At 66.4% G+C, this 19,158-nt stretch carries 17 protein-coding genes; 6 read left to right on the top strand and 11 right to left on the bottom strand.

Annotation, left to right across the window (positions count from 1 at the left end):
- Positions 1–1,027 precede the first annotated feature (1,027 nt).
- From QZX93_RS23090 to QZX93_RS27505, 4 genes are all read left to right on the top strand, one after another.
- Positions 1,028–1,789, top strand: coding sequence for a hypothetical protein (locus QZX93_RS23090; RefSeq protein ID WP_295389900.1), 762 nt, complete (start codon positions 1,028–1,030; stop codon positions 1,787–1,789).
- Positions 1,790–1,993 carry a hypothetical protein gene (locus QZX93_RS23085; RefSeq protein WP_295389898.1) on the top strand — a complete coding sequence of 68 codons (204 nt, stop codon included), beginning with the start codon at positions 1,790–1,792 and terminating at the stop codon, positions 1,991–1,993.
- A 382-nt stretch (positions 1,994–2,375) separates the two neighbouring features.
- Complete coding sequence (locus QZX93_RS23080; RefSeq protein ID WP_295389897.1) at positions 2,376–2,603, top strand: hypothetical protein; 228 nt, start codon at positions 2,376–2,378, stop codon at positions 2,601–2,603.
- Positions 2,572–2,655: a hypothetical protein gene (locus QZX93_RS27505; protein WP_366761061.1), complete on the top strand. Its 84-nt coding sequence runs from the start codon at positions 2,572–2,574 to the stop codon at positions 2,653–2,655. The genes QZX93_RS23080 and QZX93_RS27505 overlap by 32 nt, the downstream gene beginning before the upstream one ends.
- A gap of 100 nt (positions 2,656–2,755) precedes the next feature.
- On the opposite strand, the gene QZX93_RS23075 is transcribed toward QZX93_RS27505, so the two are convergent.
- The 8 genes from QZX93_RS23075 to ychF form a co-directional block, all read right to left on the bottom strand.
- Positions 2,756–3,028 (bottom strand): hypothetical protein, encoded by a 273-nt coding sequence (locus QZX93_RS23075; protein WP_295389895.1) that lies wholly within the window; start codon positions 3,026–3,028, stop codon positions 2,756–2,758.
- Between the two features lie 120 nt (positions 3,029–3,148).
- The gene (locus QZX93_RS23070; protein ID WP_295389893.1) at positions 3,149–3,490 is read right to left on the bottom strand and encodes a hypothetical protein; all 342 of its coding nucleotides are present in this window, start codon (positions 3,488–3,490) and stop codon (positions 3,149–3,151) included.
- Positions 3,491–3,800: 310 nt separating this feature from the next.
- Positions 3,801–4,364 (bottom strand): hypothetical protein, encoded by a 564-nt coding sequence (locus QZX93_RS23065; RefSeq protein ID WP_295389892.1) that lies wholly within the window; start codon positions 4,362–4,364, stop codon positions 3,801–3,803.
- Positions 4,361–7,057, bottom strand: coding sequence for a hypothetical protein (locus QZX93_RS23060; protein WP_295389890.1), 2,697 nt, complete (start codon positions 7,055–7,057; stop codon positions 4,361–4,363). Before QZX93_RS23060 ends, QZX93_RS23065 begins: the two co-directional genes overlap by 4 nt.
- 580 nt (positions 7,058–7,637) lie before the next feature.
- Positions 7,638–7,952, bottom strand: a complete 315-nt coding sequence (locus QZX93_RS23055; protein ID WP_295389888.1) for an AlpA family phage regulatory protein — start codon at positions 7,950–7,952, stop codon at positions 7,638–7,640.
- A 106-nt stretch (positions 7,953–8,058) separates the two neighbouring features.
- Positions 8,059–8,832 (bottom strand): hypothetical protein, encoded by a 774-nt coding sequence (locus tag QZX93_RS23050; protein ID WP_295389886.1) that lies wholly within the window; start codon positions 8,830–8,832, stop codon positions 8,059–8,061.
- A gap of 99 nt (positions 8,833–8,931) precedes the next feature.
- Positions 8,932–10,185 (bottom strand): tyrosine-type recombinase/integrase, encoded by a 1,254-nt coding sequence (locus QZX93_RS23045; RefSeq protein ID WP_295389884.1) that lies wholly within the window; start codon positions 10,183–10,185, stop codon positions 8,932–8,934.
- A 218-nt stretch (positions 10,186–10,403) separates the two neighbouring features.
- Positions 10,404–11,495 (bottom strand): redox-regulated ATPase YchF, encoded by a 1,092-nt coding sequence (ychF, locus tag QZX93_RS23040; RefSeq protein WP_295389882.1) that lies wholly within the window; start codon positions 11,493–11,495, stop codon positions 10,404–10,406.
- Between the two features lie 211 nt (positions 11,496–11,706).
- Here ychF and QZX93_RS23035 point away from each other — a divergent pair, with 211 nt between their 5' ends.
- Positions 11,707–13,176 carry a L,D-transpeptidase family protein gene (locus tag QZX93_RS23035; RefSeq protein WP_295389880.1) on the top strand — a complete coding sequence of 490 codons (1,470 nt, stop codon included), beginning with the start codon at positions 11,707–11,709 and terminating at the stop codon, positions 13,174–13,176.
- A gap of 212 nt (positions 13,177–13,388) precedes the next feature.
- Complete coding sequence (locus QZX93_RS23030; RefSeq protein ID WP_366761053.1) at positions 13,389–16,247, top strand: valine--tRNA ligase; 2,859 nt, start codon at positions 13,389–13,391, stop codon at positions 16,245–16,247.
- A gap of 224 nt (positions 16,248–16,471) precedes the next feature.
- Here the strand turns inward: QZX93_RS23030 and QZX93_RS23025 are convergent, their stop codons facing one another.
- From QZX93_RS23025 to QZX93_RS23015, 3 genes are all read right to left on the bottom strand, one after another.
- Positions 16,472–16,663, bottom strand: a complete 192-nt coding sequence (locus QZX93_RS23025) for a hypothetical protein (RefSeq protein WP_295389878.1) — start codon at positions 16,661–16,663, stop codon at positions 16,472–16,474.
- Positions 16,664–17,145: 482 nt separating this feature from the next.
- On the bottom strand, positions 17,146–18,498 hold the full coding sequence (locus tag QZX93_RS23020; protein ID WP_295389876.1) for an alpha/beta hydrolase: 1,353 nt from the start codon (positions 18,496–18,498) through the stop codon (positions 17,146–17,148).
- The gene (locus QZX93_RS23015; protein WP_295389908.1) at positions 18,495–19,133 is read right to left on the bottom strand and encodes a tetratricopeptide repeat protein; all 639 of its coding nucleotides are present in this window, start codon (positions 19,131–19,133) and stop codon (positions 18,495–18,497) included. Before QZX93_RS23015 ends, QZX93_RS23020 begins: the two co-directional genes overlap by 4 nt.
- Positions 19,134–19,158: the final 25 nt, after the last annotated feature.

Below are 19,158 nucleotides of genomic sequence, written 5' to 3'. Positions count from 1 at the left end.
GTGCTGGGGTGAATTTTCGCTTCTCGCCCGACGCTATGCGCGTAAGCCCTTGATCGTTTGTTCTGCGCTGGGGTAAACGAAAATGTTCCCTACTCAGGCGGTTTGTTACTTCAGAGACTTACCGACACCGCTACCGGCTCGTCGCCGTCAGCCTAAACATTAAACGCGTAGTCTCGCCTGTAAGCCTTGCCGTTGCTAGCTTCGCGTTTCGTGTGCGGCGTTTTGTGCCCGCTTTTGTACCCGCTTTTAGGATCGCTTGGGGCTTTTCGCACCCTGGGAGGGCTGCCCCCTGCCCCGCTCCCGGACCTCGATCCCGACCGCGCCGCCTGTTCCGCGCGGTGTCGCCCTCGCGCCAGCGACGCAGGCTCTTGCCGAAGTTCTGTCGGCTCGGGGCTTTGCCGCACGCTGCCATGATCGCGGCGCGGACGTCGGCGGGCTTGTCCCCACGGTCGGCCATGCCCAGGGCCATGCGCTGAACCGCAGCCGGGTAGCCTCTGGCTTCGCCCTTATTCGTTTCCGCAACGGTTAAGGGTTCAGGAATTACCGTTTCCGCAACGGACTCTATTTCCGTTGCTGCAACGGATAAGCGCCGAACCAGCTCACCCGCGATCCGCTCAACCTCGAACGGCAGGCGGGCGCGGTAGGCCGTGGCGATCCCTTCCAGCAGGACCGACGCGGCAACCTCACCGAGCGGCGTCGGGCTGCCCTCGAATACCTGGGTTCGCGCCCGTGCTCGCAGGTCTGCGGATCGCTGGGCCGGGGTGCGGGCGCGTCCCGTGGCTGGCCGTCCGCGCTTCGTGGTGGTGGTGTCTGTCATTGTCGTTTCCGCAACGGTTCAAGGTGTCCCGATTATCGTTGCTGAAACGGGAAATGCAAGGGGCCCGGCTCAGTTTTGAGCCGGGGGCGGGTGTGTATTTGGGGGGTGCCCAATTTTGGGCCGTGCGATTTCAGCGGCTTGCGGATGGGGCAACCCAATGTCGTGACAGTAGCCTAGGGGCAACCCTGCCGAAACCCCAGAGCAACCGCCATGACACCCACCCTACTCTCGAAAGCACGCGACCAAGTCCGCAACGCTCAACAAGCCCTCGACACGGCCCTTGCTGAAGGGGCCGATACCATCGCCACCCGTGGCCGCCTGGAGGCAGCCGTAGCCCGCCTGAACGAACTGGAAGCCGCCGCCAGCACGACGCCGGTAGACCTGGCCGCCGAAGCCCGGCTGAATGAACTGACCGCGGTCATGGCCCGCGACGCCGGTGACCGGATCGCGGCGGCCCTGGCAGGCTTCGCCCCCCGCGTACCCGTGGCGACCGCCCCGCCCGTGGGCTTGGCGCGCTCTGCGATCCTGGCCAGTCGAGCAGACGCGGCTACCTGGCAGGACATCGAGGCGCACGACGCCCGCGCCCTGGTCCTGCGTGAGCGCCTGGCAGCCGTTCAGGGCAAGCGTGACGTCCTGCTTGCCCGCAGGCTGGACGGTGGGGGTGGCGATGCCGCAGACGGCCCGGCGCTGGCCTTGCTGGGGGCTGACGAGGCTGGTCTGGCGCGGCTGCTGGCCGACCACGCGGCGGCCCGCCCGGCTGAACCGCATACCGAAGCGGCGGCCCTGGCCAACTGGACCGCCGCGGTTGAGGTGGCCGAGCTTTCAGCCCTGCACGACTTGGGGACGGCCTTGCAAGAGGCCCTGATTACCGTCGGTTTGCACCTGGCAGCCCGCGCCCGTGGTCGCACGCACCTGCGGGTCCGCGTCGATTCGCGGTTGATCCGTGCCGGCCAGGCGGGAGCTGTGATCTAAATGGCGCCCCGTGCCCAGTCCTTCGGTAGCCGCCCGGGTCGGCCCGCGAACCTGCCAGAGCTGGCGAGACGGGTTGTCCGTGCCCACGGTCCCGCGTTGCTTAAGACGCTCGAACAGGCCGCTCTGTTGGGCGACGTTCAGGCGGTGACCGCACTGATCGACCTGGCCAACCAAGGGAAGGCCCCGCCGCCGTCCGCGCAATGAGTTGAACCTCTGTCGGCCGAGACTCCGACCGACGCCGCGCGGGACCGACAACGCGGCACGGCGGGCACGGGGATTCGTCACCCCGGGTCGGCCACCTTTTCCGCTGGTTTACGCCCCACCTGCTTGGTTTACCGCGCACCCGCCCGGCTTACCGATGCCGGTGCCCAGAATGCCGACTGCGAGGCGCCTGGTGCAGATCCCTGGCCAGTCGATGCCTGCGTCTATTGCGGCGGTCAACTGCCAGGTAGGGCGCTGCTTTACAGTGCGCTCTGCGTGTCCTGCTTCAACCGGCTGAACGAGGTCGCCAATGGCAGGGATCGCCGCGGGCGGGTGCCCCGCCTGGCTGATCGGTTGCGCGTCTTTGTGTTGGAGGTGGCCGACGATGCTCATTCGGTTGGTGGCCGTGGACCTGGAGACCGCGCGCCGACTGGCGGCCCGCCTTGAGCCCGACACGGCCCTGACCGTGACCGATCGAGGACCAGCCAGTCAGGCGGACGTGTCGCGCTTCCTGGCCGAGCTGCGACCGAGGCGGCGCTGGGGCAGTCGTCCGCGCCGGATCGCAGAAAGCCCCCTGGCTGGTGCGCGTCACCGACCTGGCCGAGTTCCTTGACCGCGAGCGGGACCGGGCCAAGGCCGACTGGCGCAAGCGGCAAGTCGCCTGAACCCTGACAGATCCCAGGCCCACCGAGCCCGCCTTGTGCGGGCTTTTTGTTGGGCTGCACCTGTCCCCAAAACTGGGGACCGTCAATTCACCCGGCGGGGTTAGCCTCCCAGTCTGCTTGCCAGCAAGTTGAGTGCGACCTCGCGTTTGGCGATTTCGCTACTCGGGATCTTGCCGACCAAGCCGCGCAGCTCTTCGCGGGCCATCTCGACAGTGACTTGCTCGACGCAGCCGCGCGCACGGCCGGGCGGGATCGACTTCATCATCAGGTATTGAGATACCGCGGGCGTCGCCAGGTGGCGGCGGTGCGGCTCAAGGTTCCACAATAACGCCTCGCGGTAGCTGTTCAGGTCGTGACCGCCGGATTGGATCATTTGGGTTCTCTATGGGTGGGTGGTTCGGTTGATGATACCTTCACGCGAGTGTGCTGGGTGCAATTCCTGCACCCCATCGCCGACACGCCTTGTTGGGCCGCGTCCCTGCGGCGGTGGCGGTCAATGCAAGGTCGGTTCTCTCGCCATCGCCAGCCGAACAGACCAGACGGCCTGATCTATCAGGAACAAGACCTGTTCTTCCGTCTCGGGATCGACGTCCGCTGCCAGCCGGACAGACACACCAGCCGGGCCATTGGCGCACAGCTCGTCGACATAGGCCAAGAATCCGGCGTGAAACAGCGCGATATGCACGGAGATAGCGGCGCGGTTGGCGCGAAAGATCGGCTGCCATTCCGCTATCTTGTAGGCGACGCCACAGACTTCGCGCAGTCGGCCGGTGCGGTCGTGGCGCGTGCTGACAGGACACGCGCGCATTATGGTGCGGATGTCGGCGGGGTTCATGCTGCACCCCTTGGGGCCGGTCCTGCCCCATGCGGGCCGCGCGCTTTCGTCGGCTTGGTGGCGCGCTTCGCCTTGGGCCTGAACTTCCCGCAGAGGGGGCGCGGGCGCGGCGTGTCAATGCGTACCGCTTGCCCGCTGAGTACCGCGAACAAGGGGCCGGCGTGCTCGACTATGATGGCCTGCCAATGCGACCAATACCGCTGCTCTTGGCCAGGCGCTACAAATACATTCGCGCACTCGCGCGACTTCAATCGCAGTTCGATGCCTTCGGCTGCAAGGGTGTCGATCAATTCCCACGGGTCATTCAGGATCATTCCGTCACCCCTTGATGCTCACGACAGACGATCTCGCCCCGCGGCCAGCATGAGCCCGGCTTGAAGCTGGCGGGCGCACTGGCCAGGCACCGGCCAAGCCCTGACCCGTCGCCTACCTGATCGCGGCGCCAGTGGCCGCAGGTCCGGCAGGTCACCAGGGCGGGCGTCGGCGTCGGCACCGGCTCGAGGATGGCGGCCGCCTGCTCCAGGTGGTGCGGCGCGACGGGCGCGGGGCTGGGTTCGAGATCGACCAGGGCGCCGGGGTGCAGGGCCTCGACCTCTGCCCGGGTGGCTGGCGGGGTGCTGGACAGGGAGAACCGGCAGCCGTCCGCAGGGGAGATCAGCCAGCGCCAGTTGGTGGCGGGGTCGGCCGGTTCACCGGCGGGGGCCGGGCCGGTGCCGCTGAGAATCGCCAGCAGGGCGGGCTTGTGGGCGCGGACTTCCGGCAGCCAGCGAGCGACGGCGGCGTCAGTGCCACGGACCTTGAGCTTGCCGGCCGGGTCCAGGGCCAGCGTTACCCCATCGGCGCGGGCGCGGGCGAGTGTGGCGGCGGCGGTCATGCCTCCACCTCGATCACATCCGCGGCGGCGGTGGCGGGCAATTCGCCATGTTCCGAAACAAACCCACCTAAACCCACCAAACCCACCATAGGGCCAGACTGAGCGGCGGGCTTGTCGTGTGCCAGCAGCCAGGTTTGCGACCCCGCACTGAGCTTTCCCCGCGTCAGCCGGGCGCCCGCGTGCCGCCGCTCAAGGTGGCTCTCGATCCATCGCCCAAGACTGCGCCGGTTGATGTCCCCGCGCGGATTCCCGGCTATTTCCTCCACCGCGTCACGCAGCGCTTCAACGCGCTGTTCTTCGGCGATCAAAGAGGCGACAACCTCTTCGCGCTGCATGGCCTTTTGCTGCGAAATCTGTTGGCGCACCCGATCCCCGCTCATGGCCAGCGTGATGAGGTGCCCGGTCGTGGTCGCCATGGTGCCGACGGCGTCGCTCCAAGCCGACAGCAGCGCCGACAGCTTCGTTGTTTCGGGGTCGATCTCATAGGCGCGATCAGTGGCCTTGAGCGGATCGGCAAACCGCTGGTCTAGGGTGCCGACCCAGCAGACGGTTTGCCGCACAAGGTTGTCCCAGTCGCCAAAGGACGCGCTGCGCCCTGCCCCGTGGCGCGGGCGCCCGGCGGCGATCCATCCGCGCATGATGGTCAAGGCGGCTGTGACGAACTCCAAACGGCGGGCCAGGACAACCTGCAAAGGATCGAAGTCGAACATCCGCGCGTAAGGGCGCTCTATCCGCGCGTCCAGCCGCACCGGGAACAGGCGCCGGCAGGTGTCGCCCTTCAAGACTAGGTTATTGCCGGTGGCGAGGAACAGCGCCCGATTCGGCAGGGTCGCCGTGGAACTGGTCTGCAGGATGCGCCCGGAGAACGTGGGCGCGGTCAAGAACGCATCCAGCGTGCCGTTACCGAGCGGCTCGCGGATGTTGTCCCATATCAGCACGCGCTGCCCATCACGCAAGGCGGCGAACAGGAGCTTGCGGGTCTCCTCATCGTCCGAACTGATCGGCGAGAACACGGTGGGCGCGTACCCGAGCGACAGGGCGCCGATGACTTCGGCCAGCAGGGTTTTTCCGGTACCCGCCGTGGGCGCGTCCAAGGCGAACCCGGGCGCCGTCGGGATGCTCGCCCGCACAACCGCAGTCAGCAGCGCGGCGAGTATCACCCCGCGGTCAACCGAGTCCACCAAGGGGAACAGCGCGACAGGCGACCACAGCAGTTCCAGGGCGGCGCGGACCTGACTGATCGTCGGTGCGTCCGGGATATGCGGGATGTCCGGGGCATCGGCCAGCAAGAGGAGGCGCGACGCGGAGTCATATCCGGGCTCAGAGAGTACCGAGCCGTCCGCGCGCAAGGTCGGCGCGGAGATTACCGCGTCCAGCTTGGGCAGTCCCCGCTCGCCGTCTTTGGCGATGATTCGCATCGCAGCCCAAGCGGGTGCGTCGTGCGTCACTTGGATGATTTTTGCGGTTTTGTCTTCGTTTTGCCCGTCGACCTTTTCGGAATAGAACTGGGCCGTCCGGTCCAGATGGTCGGTCAGCCACTCGCGCGACGCTGGGAGGGCGCGCGCATCTTCGGTGATCCTGGCCAGAGCGGAGCCTTCGCCGTGATCGTAGAGCTCCGCGCGGGTCCGCAGCAGGTCAAGGAGGTTGTCCAGAACTCGGGCGCGTTCGCCGACAGCAAGACGGATGCGCGCGCTCGGACGCACCAGACGGAACTTTCGGCCGCCGTGGGCGTGACTGTGTAGGTAGGGCCGGCCGCCGCTGCGCAGGTTGGCCCAAGCAATGCGCGGGTCCTGCCCATAGTTGGGCTCCAGCGGATCGGCAAACCGCTTGCCGTGCCATTTCGCCGGGTTGTCTAACAGGTCGCCGACTGTCGTTGTGGTGCCGTCGGGGCACTGTAGGCGGAACTCGCCGGTCAGGTCGTGGACGTCACAGGCGCGGGCCAGCACGGCGCGGGCAACATCAAGGGGAATCCCGTGCTGCACCAGCACTGGGGCCTCAACGTCGATCCAGGCAGCTTGGGCGGCGGCGATTGCCGGGCGTGCTGCGGCTTTCGCGATCTTGCGCGCGGTGGCGGCCTGGGCCTTGATGGTGCCGTCAGCGGCATCGATCAGCCGCCGCAGGTCGCACAGTTCACCCTGCTCACCATCGATAAATGCGGCCTGAGGTTCGCGGCGAAGTCCAGGACCGAGCGACGGCGGCGCGGCGAAGTCCAGGCGCTCGGGCTGCCAGACGGACGCATCCACCAGGGTTCGTTCGAGGGCCTGCCCAGCGGCGCCGATCTCGATCCGACCGTAACCGGCCGCCCACAGGAGCGTGACCAGGGCCTTGCCGGCGTCCGGAATCAGGGCCGCATCAGCGACCGGGATGTAAATCCGCTGCCCTGCAAGCCCGGTCAACGGCTCGCCCGTGGTGGCGTGGACGATGCCCGACGATGCTGACGGGCGCCACAACATCGGCGCATCGGCCAGGCACGGGGCAACTGCTCGCAGGGTGGCGATCAGGTCGGCGGGACTTATCGACTCTGGCCCTATGGTGGGTTTGGTGGGTTTAGGTGGGTTTGTTTCCGAACATTCCGAAATCGGTTTGGGCGGGTCGTAGTCCAGGAACATGATCCCGGGCGCGCGGCGGAACTGAAAAAAGCGGCGCGTCCGGGTGATCGCGGTGCTGTCCTCGGTGTGTTTGGCGCTCGCCACGATGCGCGCGGACGGGTGTCCGGTGGCAATGCCATAGGTCAGGGCCGCGGATGGCGGCAGACTGTCCAGCAGCGCCAGGAACCCGGACAGGTCCGCAACGATGGCCTGGGCGGCGGTGCCCTCGGTCATCTGCGCGATGGATGTTTTCTTGAGCTCGCCAGTGCTGGCGAGCTCGAACCGCTTGGTCAGCAGCGCCGGGCGCGTGGAGCGCAAGACGGTGACGGTCAGGCCGGTGTCGATGGATGCGCCGGCAGGGCGCTTGGTGTTGGTGGCACTCATGATCTGGTCATCTCTCCGGTTGGATGATGACCGCGCGCAGGCGGGCAGCGGTGATGCAGGGCGGCACCCGGGCGGGGTACAATCGCATCCTCCGGTGCTTGAGCCGTTACGGCGGCCTAGGCTTTGCGCGGTGTCCCTTGCTGGGGATGCCGCGACGGTTCAAGGATAATCTCGATAGTGCCCCGCCCCAAGTCCGACCGGCTCGCCCCCGGTCGGGCTTTCTCGTTTCTGGGGGTGCTGGAGGTCCAGCGGGCCTTGCCCTTGTCCTGGCGGGCCGTGCGGCGTTCGACTGATCGGCGGCTCATGCTGCGCTGTCCAGGATTGCCACGGGCGCCGGCCGATACTGCGGGCGGGCCTTGGGCTTCGGCGTCGGCGCGACATCGGGACGGCTCTTTCTGACCTGCTCAGCAAGCCAGGCGTCAACCTCGCTTTCGACCCAGCCGACGGCCTTCTTGCTGATCGACACCGGGCGGGGGAATGTCGGATCGAACTCCGCCGGGCGCTTGGGGTTCTGGCGGAGCTTCCCATAGATGGTTGAGCGTGAAAGCCCGGTGCGATCCTCGACAGCCGGGCGGCGGATGATCTTCAGGGGGGCGGGGGCGGCTTGTTGGGCCATGTGCGCGTCTCGGTAGCCAGGGCCGGAACATACCGGCGTGGGGCAAACGGTAGCCGGGCGACGCTAGACCGGGCGGTATGGATCGCGCGAAAGTGCGCAGCGATCTTTACCGCTTGCGTGCGGGCGAGTTCCCTATGTCTTTGCGCTTAAAGGATTCTGGGTCAAACATGGCGCTCAACAGTCGTGCTATGTCGGTGTCTCCTAGGTTTGGTAGCTCGGCCGCGCGACGGTACGGGGGCGTTATTTCTCTAACATCGCGATGGAGCGCTATGCTCGAAAACAGGTGGGAGATAATTGCCTGTTTGGTTGACTTCTGTTGTGGCGCACTCAGGAGACGCGGGTAGTCGGCAGTAGCGCCACTGAGGGTGTCGAGTGCCGCCGCGTTCGTCAGCCAAGTAACCAGGGTGGGCAGCCGCCCATCGCGGGCAACCCGCTCAAGACCGCGTAAATCTTCGGCAAGCAGCTTGGCGCTTTCGGCTACCGCTTCACTCAGGCGCGTTATACGTTGTTCAGTCTCGCGCTGTTTGGCTTTAAAGGCCATGGCAACATTGACCAGGAACCGCAGTAGTTCGGTCAACTCATCCACGGATGCGCGTCGCAGGTTGCGCCACGTTTTGCCCAAGTCCACATCCGTGGCCAGACGATCAAGAATGGCGCGATGGGTTGCACAAGGCTGGAACAGTTCTACGCGTTGCGGGCCTCGCCCTTCAGGTATCCAGACAGACGGGGGAGCCCAATCGCGTGCAGGGTCGAATGGCGAGCGCACATTTAAAACCGCGACTCGGCCCTTTTCCGCTCTACTCCATTCGGCACGACAGGCATTGAATGCAGCCCATGCGTTTGCCGGGATATAGTCCGGGCAGCGTGTGTTGACACTCATGGTTGCGCACCTTCTAAGCGCAAGCCTTCAAGGAGGGTGGCCAGGTCAGGCGGTGAAGGTGCCGCCGTTCGGGAGCTACCCTAGACCCGGCCGAACTGGTTACGCGGTGCGCCGGAACTCCACCACGTTAGAGCCCGTCTTGATTCGATCCAAGTAATCCGCCCATGACTGCATCATCTTGGCGCGGTCGCTCAGATACTCGGCATGGTTGTAGGTGCGCCGCACGGCGTTGGGTTCGGCGTGGGCTAATTGCCGCTCTATCCAGTCGGACGTATAGCCCATTTCGTTTAGGCGGGTACTGCCCGTGGTGCGGGTCGCGTGCGGGCTGTAGCGCCCGGACCATCCGATAGTCATGAGTGCCTGACGAAAGGTCGCGCCGCTCATTGGCTTGGTGCGGTTGTCACGGCCAGGGAACAGGTGCGCTTGGTGCCCGGTAACGCCTTGGAGCGCGCGCAGTAGCGCAACGGCCTGGGTCGGTAGCGGTATGGTGTGCTCCTTGCGGAGCTTCATCCGCTCGGCAGGAATGCGCCAGATGGCTGCATCAAGGTCGAACTCTGCCCATTGGGCCTCGATTACCTCTGACGGCCTGGCCAGCGTGAACCACATCAGGCGGAATGCCGCCAAGGTTTCATGCCGCACCGGGTGCGCGGCCATGTCCCTCAGCAGTTGCCCGATTTCCTCAGCGGCCAAGGCGCGCTTGTGCTGGGTCTTGTTCTTGGGGAGTGCCTTGCGCACGGGGTGAACCGGATCGGTCGCGGCGCGCAGGGTGGACACGGCCAGGTCGAACACCCCAGACATTGCCCGGCGGGCCTCAACCGCGACTGCTGGCCCGTTGTCCTTGGCCGAAGTGTTCAGGACGTCCAGGACGTGCGCCGGTGTGACCTGACCCACGGGAAGCGCCCCGATCTTCGGGAACACCACACGCTTGAGCATATCCAGGCGCCGGGCCTTGGTGTCCTCGGTCCAGTCCTTCAGGGCCAGCCACTCACCGGCCACGGACTCAAAGGTAATGGCGTTCGCCTGTGCCTGTTTGGTGCGCTCCAGTTGCCGGGCCGCCGCGGGGTTGATCCCCTGCTTGACCAGTCCGCGGGCCTTGGCGCGTTCCTCGCGCGCTTCGGCCAGGGTGAAGGTCCCACCGTCGCGCCGGGCCTGTGCCGAGTCCTGGGTTTCGCCCGCGGGGGCCGCCCCATAGTTGCCGACAGCAAACGTGCTCTCGCGATCCGCCAGCTTGAAGCGGTAGCGCCACGCTTTCACCCCGTTGGGCTTCACCTCCAGATAGAGCCCCTGCCCGTCCGGGAGCTTGTAGGGCGTCGCCTGGGGCTTGGCGGTTCGGCATTTGGCGTCGGTCAGCATGGCGCGGTTATCCTCTTGGCCAGGTTCAGGTTATGGGCTTTCCGGCCGTACCCGCTTTTTCCTGGGAGGGTGCGGGGGGCGTACCCGCTTTTATACCCGCTTCCGTACCCGCTTGCAACGGAACAACCCGGAACACTGAGGACGTAAACCGCGCCTGTTTTCGATCCAGAACAGAGATTTATGCTTCCGGACAGTTCCGCAGAAAGCCGGCAAACGGTTTAAACATTAAAGCGGAAGTGGATGACGTCGCCATCCTTGACGACATACTCCTTGCCCTCGGAGCGCAGCTTGCCCGCCTCCTTGGCCCCCTGCTCGCCCTTACAGGCGACGAAATCGGCGTAGGCGATGACCTCCGCCCGGATGAAGCCACGCTCGAAGTCGGAGTGGATCACCCCGGCCGCCTGCGGCGCCCGCGAGCGCGCCGGGACGGTCCAGGCGCGGACCTCCTTGGGGCCGGACGTGAAATAGGTCTCCAGCCCCAGGAGTTGGTAGCCGGCCCGCACCACCCGGTTCAGGCCAGGTTCCTCCAGGCCCAGTTCCGCCAGGAACTCACCGCGCTCGTCATCGGCCAGCTCGACGATCTCGGCCTCGATGGCGGCGCAGACCGGAACCACCAGGGCACCCTCATCCGCGGCGTGCTTGAGCACGGCGTCCAGCAGCGGGTTGGCGGTGAAGCCGTCCTCAGCGACGTTGGCTATATACATGGTGGGCTTGTTGGTGAGCAGGAAGAGCTCGCGCAGCTCGGCGCGCTCATCGTCGCTGATATCCAAGGTGCGCACCGGCTTGGCCTGGTCGAGATGCACGCGCACCCGCTCCAGCAAGTCGCGGCGCACCATGGCCTTCTTATCCCCAACCTTGGCGGCACGGCTGGCCCGGTCCAGGGCCTTTTCGACCGATTCCAGGTCGGCCAGGGCCAACTCGGTGTCGATGATCTCGATGTCACGCAGGGGGTCGACGCCGCCGGAGACGTGGATCACGTCGTCGTTTTCAAAGCAGCGCACCACATGCGCGATGGCGTCGGTCTCGCGGATGTTGGCCAGGAACTTGTTGCCCAGCCCCTCGCCCTTGGAGGCACCGGCCACCAGCCCGGCGATATCCACAAACTGCATGGCGGTGGGCAGGACCGCCTGGGGCTTGGTGATGGCGGCGATGACATCGAGTCGCGGGTCGGGCAGCAGGACGACACCCACATTGGGGTCGATGGTGCAGAAGGGGTAGTTCTCGGCCGCGATGGCGGCGCGGGTCAACGCATTGAATAGCGTAGACTTACCCACGTTGGGCAGGCCCACGATTCCACATTTGAAGCCCATAATTTCAGTCCCGTAGAGGGTTTCGCCCGGTTTCCGTGCGAAAAGCCGCCCATCTTACAGCAGGGACGCCCCGCCGGACCAGTTGCGATTCGGCCCACGGGCCCTCTCAAAGGCATCGACAGGTGCCGCAACGGCGCCGGTCGGTTATGCTATGCGCCATTGAAAATCAACATGGAACCGGACCGACAACGGCACCGGCAGAAACCACACCATGGCCTTTGAAAAGACCCCCGACCCCGTTTGCCACCGACTGACCCCGCACCTGGGCCTGGCGCGCGTCGCCCTGGCCGTGCCGCTGCTCCTGACACTGAGCGCCTGCGCCGAACTATCTGGCTTGCAGGGCCTGGAGGGCTTGCAAGGCTGGATCGCCCGGCCCGAGCCGCGGCCCGCCGCGGAAGCACAACCCAAGGTCGCGGCCCAGGCGGCGGCACCCACCGAGGTCGCACCGGGTCCCATCCCGGCGCCCCAGGAGAAGCCCAAACCGGGCAAGCTCTATGAGTGGGACGCGAAGGATCGGAAACTCACGCGGATCATAGTCAATACCGACGAACAGAAGGCGCGCTTCTATGTCGGCGATGAGCAGGTGGGCTGGACCACGGTGGCCTCCGGGCTGAAGTCGCACCCGACCCCGGTGGGGCATTTCGAGGTCCTGGAGAAGTCCGCCAACAAGCGCTCCAATCTCTATGGCAAGGTGTTGGGCAAGGGCGGCCGGGTGTTGAGCACCAATGCCAAGTCGGGCCAGGGACAGTTCCCGTCGGGGGCGCGCTTCGAGGGCGCCAGCATGCCCTATTACCTGCGCATCACCTATGATGGCGTGGGCCTGCACGCGGGTCCGATCCCGCACCCTGGCCACCCCGCATCCCATGGCTGCATCCGCCTGCCGGCCAAGCTGGCACCCGTCCTGTTCGAGCATGTGGGTGTCGGCACCCAGGTGAGCATCGTCGGCAACGGTCCGGATTATGGCAACTACGCGGCCAAGCAACGCGCCTATGCCGCCGAACAGCGCGCCTTGGCGCAGCAGCGCCGCGACGCCGCGGCACGCGCCCAGACCGTCGCCCAAGCAGGCGCCGCGGGCGCCACCCCCGCTGCGACTGCGACCGCACCGGCCGCGACCGAACCCAAGGCGAGCGGCGCCCAGATTGCGATGGCCGAGCCCGCCGCCGAGCCTGTCGTTGCGCGCAGCGTGCCCGCGGCCCGGGCCCCGCGCGAGCGCGCACCGGCACCGCGCCGCACCGCCGTGGCGCGCGTCGCCCGGCCCAAGGCGACCATCCCCACCGCCAACCCTGCGGAAGCCACCCCGGCCGCGAGCCCCGAACCGAGCACGGTCGCCCAGGCCGCCCCGGCGACCCTGACCGGGGCGCCTGCCGCCGCCCCCGCAAACCCCACCGTCGCCCATACGCCGGCCACCCCGGAACCGAGTGCGCCGGCAGCCCCGGCGCAACCGGCGCCCAGCCCAGCGCCCGCGCCGGTCGCCGCCGCCGCTGTGCCTAGTCCTCAGCCAGCCCCGGCGCCCGCACCGGCACCGGCGGCCGCACCAGCCCCGACGCCCGCACCAGCGGCCGCTGCACCCATCGTCAAGGCGCCCCAGGTGGCGGCCGAGGCACCGGCTGCACCGGCACCCGCCGCAGCGCCGGCACCGGCACCGGCCCAGCCGGCAGGAGAGAAGCCAGCCGGGGGCTGATTCGCCGCCCACTGAGGGGGTGGGAGCCTGACGGCTAGCCGCCCCCTCGATCATCGCCCCAACCCGGCGGGCGGCCCACTCACCCGGCGCCCGCCGGGTCCGCTGTGCGGACCAACGACCTCACCCTGACCGGCGGGCCGGGTCAAAGATCAACGTATACTTGCCCCCTTTCCCCATCCACCCTCGCCCACCCCGCGGATCGACGCAACGCCATGCTGGACAAGAACTACGACCCCCAAACCCTGGAAAAAACCTGGTACAGCCACTGGGAGGACAAGGGTTGGTTTGCCCCCGGGCCGAGTGCCGACGGCGCCCAGCAGAGCGCCGGGGCCGGGACCTATTGCATCATGATCCCGCCGCCGAACGTGACCGGCAGCCTGCACATGGGCCACGGGTTCAACAACACGGTGATGGATACACTGATCCGCTACCGCCGAATGTGCGGCGACCGCACCCTGTGGCAGCCGGGCACCGATCATGCCGGCATCGCGACCCAGATGGTCGTGGAACGCCAACTGGAACAGCAGGGCAAGAAGCGCCACGACCTGGGCCGGGAGGCCTTCATCGAGCGGGTCTGGGAGTGGAAGGCGGAGTCGGGCGGCACCATCACCCGTCAGTTACGCCGGCTGGGCTCCTCACTCGACTGGGAAAACGAGCGCTTCACCATGGACGCTGGCCTGTCTGAGGCCGTGCGCGAGGTCTTCGTGCGCCTGCACCAGGAGGGCCTGATCTACCGGCGCAAGCGTCTGGTGAACTGGGACCCGGTGCTGCACACCGCGGTCTCGGACCTGGAGGTCCTGTCGGAAGAAGAATCCGGGAATATGTGGGATATGCGCTATCCCCTCACCAACGGGACCGGACACCTGGTGGTCTCCACCACCCGCCCCGAGACCCTGCTGGGCGACTGCGCGGTGGCGGTGAACCCCAACGACGAGCGCTATCAGCACCTGATCGGCGAGTTCGTCGAGCTGCCGCTCACCGGCCGGCGCATCCCCATCGTCGCCGACGACTACGCCGACCCGGCCTTCGGCACCGGCTGTGTGAAGATCACCCCGGCCCACGATTTCAACGACTATGCGGTCTGGGAGCGTCACCGCGACGAGCTCGGCATCGCCGATCAGCCCCACGGCGGCCTGATCAACATCTTCACCATCGACGCGGCGATACGCGCCAACCTGCCCGAGGAAGGCGACCTGCTCCCCGCCGCCTATATCGGCCTGGACCGCTATGATGCACGCAAGCGGGTGGTGGCAGACCTGGAGGCCTTAGGACTTCTCGCCCTGGTCAAAGACCACCGGTTGCAGCAGCCACGCGGCGACCGTTCCGGCGCGCTAATCGAGCCCTATCTCACCGATCAATGGTATGTGCGCGTCGCCCCGCTGGCCGAGCCCGCCATCGCCGCGGTGGAGGACGGGCGCATCCGCTTCGTCCCGGACAACTGGAAGAACACCTATTTCGAGTGGATGCGCAACATCCAGGACTGGTGCATCAGCCGCCAGATCTGGTGGGGCCACCGCATCCCCGCCTGGTATGACGCCGAGGGCAACGTCTATGTCGGGCGCAACGAGCAGGAGGTGCGCGAGACCCACGGTCTGGGCGCGGAGCTAGCCCTGGAGCAGGACCAGGACGTGCTCGACACCTGGTTCAGTTCCGCACTCTGGCCCTTCAGCACCCTGGGCTGGCCGGAGGACACGCAGCGCCTGCGCGACTATTACCCCACCTCGGTCCTGATCACCGGCTTCGACATCATCTTTTTCTGGGTCGCCCGGATGATCATGATGGGGCTCAAGTTCATGGGCGACGTGCCGTTCCGGGACGTCTACATCCACGGCCTGGTGCGCGACGCCCACGGCGACAAGATGTCCAAGTCCAAGGGCAATGTGCTCGACCCCATCGACCTGATCGACGGCATCGAGTTGGAGGCCCTGGTCGAGAAGCGTACCAAGGGCATGATGCAGCCGCACCTGGCCGAGAAGATCGCCAAACAGACCCGCGCCGACTTCCCCGGCGGCATCCCCGGCTTCGGCACCGATGCGCTGCGCTTCACCTTTGCAGCACTCGCCACCACTGGGCGGGACGTGAAATTCGACCTGGGCCGCATCGAGGGCTACCGCAACTTCTGCAACAAGATCTGGAACGCGTCGCGCTATGTGTTGATGAACACGGAGGAGCAGGATTGCGGGCTCGGCTCAGACCCGATCGAACTCTCCCCCGCCGACCGCTGGATCGCCGCGCGGCTGGCGGCCACCACCAACACGGTGCGCGAGTCCATGGACGGCTACCGCTTCGACCTGGCCGCCCAGGCGATCTATGACTTTACCTGGAATGCGTTCTGCGACTGGTACCTGGAGCTCTGCAAGCCGGTCCTGACCGGCGCCGATGCCTCAGAGGCCGCCCGCCGCGGCACCCGTCGCACCCTGGTCACGACGCTGGAGACCCTGCTGCGTCTGGCCCACCCCATCATGCCCTTCATCACGGAAGAGATCTGGCAGAAGGTGGCGCCCCTGGCAGGCGTGGCGGGCGAGACCATCATGCTGGCCCCCTACCCCACCGCGCCGGCCGTGTCAGCCGATCCGGAGGGCGACCGGGAGGTGGTGGCCGAGATCGACTGGGTGCGCCAGTTCATCCTCGGCGTACGCCGGATCAAGGGCGAGATGAACATCCCGCCGGGCAAGCCGCTGCCGGTGCTGATCGCCAACGCCTCCGACCAGGACCGCCGATGGCTCCAGGCCGCCCGCCCCTATCTCGACTTCCTGGCGCGCACCGAGTCCATCACGGTGCTCGACGACGAGTCACTGGCCCCTGAGTCCGCCATCGCCCTGGTCGGCGAGATGAAGATCCTCATCCCCATGGCCGGGCTGATCGACAAGGATGCGGAGTTGAAGCGCCTGGACAAGGAGATCGGGCGTCTCTCCGACGACGTGGCGCGCACCGAGACCAAGCTCACCAACCCCGCCTTCGTCGACAAGGCCCCAGCGGCGGTGGTGCAGAAAGAGCGCGACAAGCTGGCCGAGCACGCCACGGCCATCGGTAACCTCAAGACGCAACGGGAGCGGATTGCGGCGCTCTAGCAGCCTGTCGGACTTGATGGCGTAACCGATTGATTAAACAGGAAAACGACTTTTTGGCGCAAAAGAGGAAACTCTTTGCATTCAATCGGTTGCATCACTAAGTCCGACAGCCTGCTAGGGAAAACCTCGCGTGCTCTCGTGACACCGCTGCGGCGGTGTCACGCATGTGTCGGGCGCTCCGCGCCCGGAGTCCATCAGGAAACCGCGGTTGCCCACCCTGTGACTCAGGTCGAAGCCGTTGATGAACAAAGTTGGCTGGACGGCTTCGCTTGGTCACGGCGATCGACCAGTTTGCAGCCCGGCCGTCCCTGTCTGGCCCGCAGATCGGACACCATCTCGGCGAGGCTGTAATGGTGCTGGGCGGCGTAGGCATCCCGATTGCGCCAGACTTCCGCTATGATTTCATCTTGGTACATCGTCGTCACCCTCCGTCAGCAGTTCCAACGGCGTGCATATCTCCGGGCAGGAATAACCGAGGCTGTTGCAAATGGCCCGAATGATCGGCTTTTTGGTTGCATTGTCTATGTGTCGGCAGTTCCATGTGAGCACTTGCTGGCCGACCCCAACGGGGTCGAACATACCAGCCCAGGGCAACGCCCTGGGTGTGAGGCATATGAGGGAGTTTAGCCCTGAAAGGGCGTGACATAACGGCGCAGGGCCGTATGTCACGCCCTTTCAGGGCTAGGCTGAACACGATGCAATCCCAGGGCGTTGCCCTAGCAGCCTGTCGGACTTGATGGCGTAACCGATTGATTAAACAGGAAAACGACTTTTTGGCGCAAAAGAGGAAACTCTTTGCATTCAATCGGTTGCATCACTAAGTCCGACAGCCTGCTAGGCTGGTATGTCACGCCCCTTCGGGGCTTGGGCTGGGCGCAAGACAAGGTGAAACGCCCGACTACGACTGGACATCGATCACGAAATGGCCTTGCTCTGCCCGTGGACCCCGACGCTCCGCGGCGGGGCGGCGGCTCTCGATGGCCTCGCGAAGGTCCAGGATCACCGGCTCGGCGGCGGCAAAGTAGCCATGGCCCAGGTCCAGCAGGCCGAAGCCGGTGACCGCGATGGTCTCGATGCCCTCGTACGGATACAGCGGCGGGACGATACCCACGCGGTCGTGCTGGTGCTGCCAGCGCGACAGGGCCACCGCCTTGTCCTGCGGTGAGACCAGCAGGGTGCGGTTCTCGCACGCCTGGGGGAAGAGCCGGGTCTTGTCCGCGAAGGTGCGCACGTCCTCGTCCGGGGCGCAGAAGAAGACCTGGCCCAGGCGCAGCGGCGGGTGCTGCCGCGCCGCCAGCCGCTCCAGTGCGCTCAGGAAACCGCGATTGCCCATGCTGTGGACAAAGAGGTGTACGCGCTCGGCCCCGGAGCGCGCGCACAGATCCTCAAGAAACTGGGCGAGCGGGCCGACGCTGGCGGTGATGGTCGACTCGTCGGCCGCGTAGTCCAGGACCCCGCCGCGCGAGGGCCAACTGTAGAAGGCCATCTCACCCGGCAGCTTGAGGTCGTAGCCGATCTGGGCGGCACGGATCGCCGCCTCCTCGAAGCTCACGTTGAAGCCGTGGATGAGCACGAAGGCGTTGCGCTCGCCGGATCGCCAGTCGGTGGCGAGCGCCTGGGCAAATCGACCCCAGAAGACGGGCTCGGGCAGGGGCACGGTGGCGCGCAGCTTGAGGGTGTCGTCCGATTCCAGTCGGATCAGCCGCCGCCACCAGGGGGTGCCGGTGGAGCCGGGCTTGTGGCTCTTGGGGATGAAGACACTGCAGCGACCGTAGATCAACCCCTCGTTGGATTTCTCATCGCTGAAGAGCCGCACCGGGTCGCCAGTCGGCTCACGCTTGCGGTTGGTGGCAAACCAGACCCGCACCAGGCGGCGGTCCGGGTCGGCCCAGGCGTGAACACCGGGGGCGCGCTTGAGAGTGGTCGGGGTGGTGCGCGACGCCCGCCAGAGGAAGGGATAGATGGCCGCGCACAGCCCCGCGAGACCGTCCGGCCCCAGCAGGTCGCGCAGGGGCAGCAGGTCGTCCGTGTCCGCGAGGGCAGCGGCGCTGGCAACCAGGCCGGCGCCGATCTCGGCCAGCAGCGGAGCGAGGTCGATCGTGAAGTAGTCTGGCAGCACCGCCAGCGCGGCCTGCGGTCCATAAGCCAAGGTCAGCGTGCCCTCGGGGCGCAGAGCGGACTGGCCGAACCATTGGCAGTTGACCCGGGTGCCGTCCAGGGTGGGTTGGATCAGGAGGTGCAAGGGTTTCATTCGGCGGTCTCCGGAGCGGACAGAAGGGAGTCCAGGGTGCTGGGGTCGGCGAGGGCTTCGAGGATGGTTTCGACCACCGGGGAGAACTGATACGAGAGGCCCTGACAGAGGGGGTCCCGGTCCCGTTCACCGGCGAGGATCCGTTGGATAACGCGGGCAAACTCGGCGGCCTCCCCGCCGGCCTGGTTAGCTTGGCGTATGTGCTCGTCCGTCGTAGAATTGGCCTTCGTATCGTCGTGTACGGCTTGCACCACAGCGACTATCACCGGCGCGAAACGTCTCAGCTCTTGGGCCGTTCCGGGGAATTGGCGTTTCGCCTCTCGGGCCAGGCGGCGGTACTCGGCTGCCTCGCCGGGTCGTGACTGCTGATCAGCGATCTCTGCGAGGAGGCCATGAGTTGCCCAGATGTTTACCGTGCCAGCGTCCAGGGTCTGTTTGATCGCCAAGGCCTCGTCGGCGAACTGGCGCGCTTCAGACAGGCGGCCGGGCTGGTATTGCAGGAGGGCCGCAAGGTTATGAAGGGCGCCCGCAGTGATCAAGGTATTGCCAGTCGCCTTACCGACTTGGATGACCTTGCGAAACCAAGTTTCGGCCACCTCCGGTCTACCGGAGTCCGCACAGACGTTGGCTAGCAGCCTGTCGGACTTGATGGCGTAACCG

It is taken from the genome of uncultured Thiodictyon sp., assembly GCF_903946935.1.
Classification (GTDB): Bacteria; Pseudomonadota; Gammaproteobacteria; order Chromatiales; family Chromatiaceae; genus Thiodictyon.
Note: the sequence above shows the minus strand (reverse complement) of the source record. Positions and strands in the feature narration are given on the sequence as shown.

Coding starts and splice junctions, on each gene's coding strand:
- QZX93_RS23090 (WP_295389900.1), top strand. CDS start 1,028: ATGACACCCACCCTACTCTCGAAAGCACGCGACCAAGTCCGCAACGCT.
- QZX93_RS23085 (WP_295389898.1), top strand. CDS start 1,790: ATGGCGCCCCGTGCCCAGTCCTTCGGTAGCCGCCCGGGTCGGCCCGCG.
- QZX93_RS23080 (WP_295389897.1), top strand. CDS start 2,376: ATGCTCATTCGGTTGGTGGCCGTGGACCTGGAGACCGCGCGCCGACTG.
- QZX93_RS23075 (WP_295389895.1), bottom strand. CDS start 3,028: ATGATCCAATCCGGCGGTCACGACCTGAACAGCTACCGCGAGGCGTTA.
- QZX93_RS23070 (WP_295389893.1), bottom strand. CDS start 3,490: ATGAACCCCGCCGACATCCGCACCATAATGCGCGCGTGTCCTGTCAGC.
- QZX93_RS23065 (WP_295389892.1), bottom strand. CDS start 4,364: ATGACCGCCGCCGCCACACTCGCCCGCGCCCGCGCCGATGGGGTAACG.
- QZX93_RS23055 (WP_295389888.1), bottom strand. CDS start 7,952: ATGGCCCAACAAGCCGCCCCCGCCCCCCTGAAGATCATCCGCCGCCCG.
- QZX93_RS23050 (WP_295389886.1), bottom strand. CDS start 8,832: ATGAGTGTCAACACACGCTGCCCGGACTATATCCCGGCAAACGCATGG.
- QZX93_RS23045 (WP_295389884.1), bottom strand. CDS start 10,185: ATGCTGACCGACGCCAAATGCCGAACCGCCAAGCCCCAGGCGACGCCC.
- ychF (WP_295389882.1), bottom strand. CDS start 11,495: ATGGGCTTCAAATGTGGAATCGTGGGCCTGCCCAACGTGGGTAAGTCT.
- QZX93_RS23035 (WP_295389880.1), top strand. CDS start 11,707: ATGGCCTTTGAAAAGACCCCCGACCCCGTTTGCCACCGACTGACCCCG.
- QZX93_RS23030 (WP_366761053.1), top strand. CDS start 13,389: ATGCTGGACAAGAACTACGACCCCCAAACCCTGGAAAAAACCTGGTAC.
- QZX93_RS23025 (WP_295389878.1), bottom strand. CDS start 16,663: ATGTACCAAGATGAAATCATAGCGGAAGTCTGGCGCAATCGGGATGCC.
- QZX93_RS23020 (WP_295389876.1), bottom strand. CDS start 18,498: ATGAAACCCTTGCACCTCCTGATCCAACCCACCCTGGACGGCACCCGG.